Source organism: Pedobacter sp. (assembly GCF_035566355.1).
Classification (GTDB): domain Bacteria; phylum Bacteroidota; class Bacteroidia; order Sphingobacteriales; family Sphingobacteriaceae; genus Pedobacter.
In genome coordinates this window covers 1-4,704 of sequence record NZ_DATMRL010000313.1, presented here as the reverse complement: position 1 = coordinate 4,704, position 4,704 = coordinate 1, and the positions used below count along the sequence as shown (strand labels likewise).

The 4,704-nt window shown below is 41.4% G+C and carries 3 protein-coding genes; all 3 read left to right on the top strand.

The annotated features are described in order from the left end of the window. Positions 1 to 659 (top strand): ROK family protein (locus tag VNZ46_RS12255; RefSeq protein WP_325560420.1); only part of this gene is annotated, 659 nt, incomplete at its 5' end. A gap of 64 nt (positions 660 to 723) precedes the next feature. After that, entirely contained in the window at positions 724 to 4,137 is a 3,414-nt protein-coding gene (locus VNZ46_RS12250; RefSeq protein ID WP_325560419.1) for a SusC/RagA family TonB-linked outer membrane protein, read from the top strand. Positions 4,138 to 4,149: 12 nt separating this feature from the next. Then, the coding region (locus VNZ46_RS12245) for a SusD/RagB family nutrient-binding outer membrane lipoprotein (RefSeq protein ID WP_325560418.1) at positions 4,150 to 4,704 on the top strand (555 nt) is incomplete at its 3' end.

The window sequence follows — 4,704 nt, the reverse complement described above, 5'->3', positions numbered from 1 at the left end:
AGCTCGATTTACCTGTATTTATAGACAATGATTCCAGTTTGATTGCCTTGGCTGAGCTTAAACATGGAAAGGCGAAGGGCAAACAGGACGCTATGGTGATCAATATTGGCTGGGGAACGGGATTGGGCATGATCATTAATGGAAAGATCTTCAGAGGCCATAGTGGCTTTGCTGGTGAATTTAGTCATATCCCATTGTCTCAAAGTAATAACCTCTGTTCCTGTGGAAAAAGGGGCTGCCTGGAAGTAGAAACCTCTCTTTTAGTCATGGCCACTAAAGCCCAGAATGAGCTTAATACCGGTTCAGAATCCAGTTTAAGATGGCTTTTACAGGATGAGAGTAAACATCCGGCTGATCATTTCCTGGAGGCTGCGCGTTCCGGTGACCCCCTTGCAGTATCCATCCTGTCGGAATCATCTTTTCATCTAGGCAAGGGCATTGCAACTTTAATCCACATGATGAATCCTGAAACGATCATTATGAGTGGCAGAGGGGCCATTGCAGGCAAAATACTGCTGCCGTCTATTCAGCAGGCCATTAATGAATTTTGTATACCGCGAATTGCGGACTTAACCACCATTGAAATATCTGAGATTGCAAATGATGCAGAACTACTGGGTGCTGCAAACCTGGTTGTTGAACATAGCGAGTTTACCTGATTGCCCTTTTTGGAGTTCATCTAAAATACATTTCAACTATTATATTCACCAAAACCAAACAATTATGACTAAACTTTTCCTAAAAGTAGTGTTGCCATGCCTGGCTGCATTATTCTGGTGCACAGGACTCTATGCCCAGAACAACCGGACCATTACAGGTACGGTAAAAGATGAGACCGGAACACCGCTGCCTGCTGTGAGTGTGAAGGTAAAGAACTCCAGTTCTTCCACAAGTACAAATTCACAGGGTAAATTCTCCATTTCTACGGCCGAAGGCAGTATTCTAGAGTTTAGGTATATTGGATACAAAGCCAGGGAGATTACAGTAGGTTCCTCTTCAACTATAAGTATTGACATGGAACCTAGTAGTAATAGCTTAAATGAAGTAACCGTAGAAGGGGCTTTGGGTATTAAAAAATTAGACAAAAATCTGGGCTATGCTGCAACCCGGCTGGATGGGGAAGAACTCACCAGAACAAACACGGTTAACCCGATTACAGCATTGCAGGGTAAGGTTGCTGGTGTTAATATCAATGTGATGAGTTCTGCAGGTGTTCAGACTTCGCCTTTCATCCAGATCAGAGGAGCTAAAGTACTGAATTCTAACGGAGTTACAGCCAATAACCAGCCTATATTCGTTATTGACGGAAACGTACTTCAGAACAATATCGTAGGTGCCGATGACCAAGATGGCGGTTCACAGCTAAAAAACTTAAACCCGGACGATTATGAATCCATTACGGTATTGAAAGGAGCTGCCGCAACTTCACTGTATGGTTCACGTGGTTTGAATGGAGCCATTGTAATTACAACTAAAAAAGGAAAATCCGGCCAGGGTTTAGGTATTGAATTTAACTCGACTTATCAAACTTCAAACATTTACAAGAGCCCAATGGCTTTCCAAAACACCTATGGACAAGGTAGCGCACTAACACGGGAAGGTAATTTTGCCCCTGATGGTACTCAGGCCAATACGGTTGGAAGCTGGGGCCCTGCATTTGATGGCACAATGCACCCTGTAATCTACGACCAAACCAGGAAAACGCCCTATGTAGCGCAACCAGATAACTGGAAAGCTTTTTATCAGAACGGGAATTACATCAATAACAATCTGGCATTAAGCGGTGCGAACGATAAATTTAATTACCGATTGTCTTATTCTAACACCTCCAGCAAAGGTATGCTCCCTAATAACGGTTTAAAAAGAAATGCTTTTGACCTGAAAGTAGGAGGCGATTTGAATAAGGTCTTTTCAACAGAAATTGGAATTAATTATGCCAATACAGCGACTAAAAACTACTACAATCAAAGCCGTTATTATTATGGAGGAGGTTCAAACCTTGCTTTTAACACCTACTACTTACCAAGAAATCTGGACTATAATGATTGGCGGGCAATTTACCGCAACGCCGATAACTCCATTAAACCAGGGGCTTTTGGTAATTTAGCCAGCGTTACAAGTGCCTTTTCTATTTTTGACAAGAACAACTATACCAATACCGAAAATTCCCTTTTAGGCTATGCACAGCTGAAAGCTCAGGTTACACCTTGGCTGGATCTTTCTGGCAGAGGAAATATCAATATCCTGAAAACCCATAGCGAAACAAAAAACCTTGGGAATGATAAAAACAATGTAGGGGGTCAATACGCCATCGGCAGCAATTTAACAACAGATTATAACCTATTGTTTATGGCCCATGCTGCTAAAAAAGTGATGGACGGAGACTTGAATATCGATTTCCGTGTATTAAATGAATATTATGGAAATATGCTTAAGGAAACGGCCTACGCAAGTACCGACGGTGGTCTAAAAGTACCGAATATATTCTTTTTGGGTAATTCCGTAAATGCAGTAAAAAATTACGATGGTAGTAATAATTATATTGGCTATCTTTCTTCTCCACCCTCACTTTCTACAATTGGATTGGGTGGGGTTTTAAACCTGAACTATAAAGATTACTTAAATCTGGAAATCACAGGCCGTAATGATTGGTTGTCTACTTTAACCTATCCTACAATTGTTAAGGGAGCAAACAATTACAGCGTCTTCTATCCTTCTGTAAACCTGGCTTACTCTTTCTATGACCATTTGAAGAGTGATATACCGGCATGGTTATCGAGTGGAAGATTAAGGGCATCTCTGGCTTATGTAGGTAATGCAGGTATAGCCGGCCCATATTCAACAGGCGCAGGCTATTCTCCTGGTACGATCATTAATAACAACAACCAATCTGTTCCGAGCGCTACACAGGTAAATGCAGACATTAAGCCAAATTCTGATTTAAAGCCTCAAAAACAACGTTCTATAGAGCTGGGAACAAATTTCGGATTGTTCAAAGAACTTGTCAATGTAGATTTTACCTGGTATAAAACCAATACATTTAATCAACTGATCAATCTTCCTGGTGTTACTGAAACCGGTTATAGCAAGCTTTATTTCAATGCTGGGAACATCCAAAATCAGGGTCTGGAACTTTTGGTTAATGTTAATCCGATCAAAAGTAAAGACTGGGATCTAAATTTTGCCATTAATATGGCGCACAACAAAAGCAAAATTGTTGAGTTCGGCAATGGCATAAAAGAATGGGAATTAAGTGGCGGATATGATGGAGCAAATGTATATGCCTTCGAAGGAGGAGATTTTGGTGTTCTCACATCTGAAACCTGGGCTTCGTCAAAGATAGATCCCAAAACAGGACTTCCAATTATTCAGGTAGGAAGTCGTCAGGCCAATTCAAATCCAGCTGTTAAATACAGCATGCAGGATTACAATCTGGTCAACCCGGATTATTCAGACAGCCAGAAAAGAATCAATATCGGCAAAGTAGAACCCAATTTAATTGGTGGTATCAGTACAACGCTGAGGTATAAAAACTTTAGCCTCTTTGCGCAAGTAGACGGTCGTTTTGGTGGGTATGTTTATTCAGAAGCATACAGCTATGCTACCGGTCAGGGAACGACACTAAACTCCCTGCAATTCCGTGATCAGGCCCATGGCGGTGTAGCCAGAACCGATTCTTATAACGGCCAAACAAGGTATGATGGTGTTATTCCTAATGCAGTTTTTGATGCAGGACAAATGAGCCCGCTTAAACCAGGTGTAAGCATTGCCGGAATGACCTTCAGAGATGCCTACAACCAGGGACTTGTGGAGCCATGGAAAGCCTCTTTGTATTACAATACCTTCTATGGTTGGGGCACCAATCTTAATGGCAATGAATCTGTTTCTAAAAACTCCTGGATTATGCTTCGTGAGATCACTTTGGGTTACAGGCTTCCATCAGAATGGGTCAATAAAGTCCACATCAAAGGCGCAAGACTGAGCGTTTCTGCGAGAAACATTGGTTACTTATATAAAACGCTAAGTGGAGATCAGAACCCGGAATCTCTTCAAAGTAATGATCCATTTAAACCTTACATCACCGGAGGTGTTCCTTTTTATAGAAATTATTCCGTGAATTTAAGTATTTCCCTATAAAAATCTAAAAACATGAAAACGACACATAAATATATCATAGGACTAATGTCGCTGGCCTTATTTACTCAGTCTTGTAAAAAGAACATGATTGAGGTAAATACAAATCCAACCACATTACCTGATGCCAGCCCAGAAATTTTATTTACCGGAGCAACCAATGACTTCAATTTAGGCGGACGTGGCAATACCTCTCAAAAGTACGGTTCAACCATGGTTTACATGCAGTATATCGTTCCTGAAGGTGCGGATGCCAACGGACTTTCAAAAGCTTACTGGACTCCTGGAAAACCAACCGGGCCAAATCCTGGTTTTCCATATTACAATGATTACTATACGGGAAATGGCCGGGATATGCACCGCATTATGGATAAGATCAATGCCTTACCAGATGCCCAAAAGGCGACCTATCAGGGTTTGAAAGCCATTTGCTCTATTGTAGACACCTATCAGGCCTGGAAAGTTGCGGATATCTTTGGTGCGATGCCTTATTCTCAAGCCTTTCAGGATGTTCTTTTTCCATTACCTGCATATGATTATGATTACAATCTGTACAAACGCTTTGATCAG

Excerpts from the sequence above, each read along its gene's own strand:
- VNZ46_RS12250 (WP_325560419.1), top strand. The coding sequence starts at position 724 with ATGACTAAACTTTTCCTAAAAGTAGTGTTGCCATGCCTGGCTGCATTA.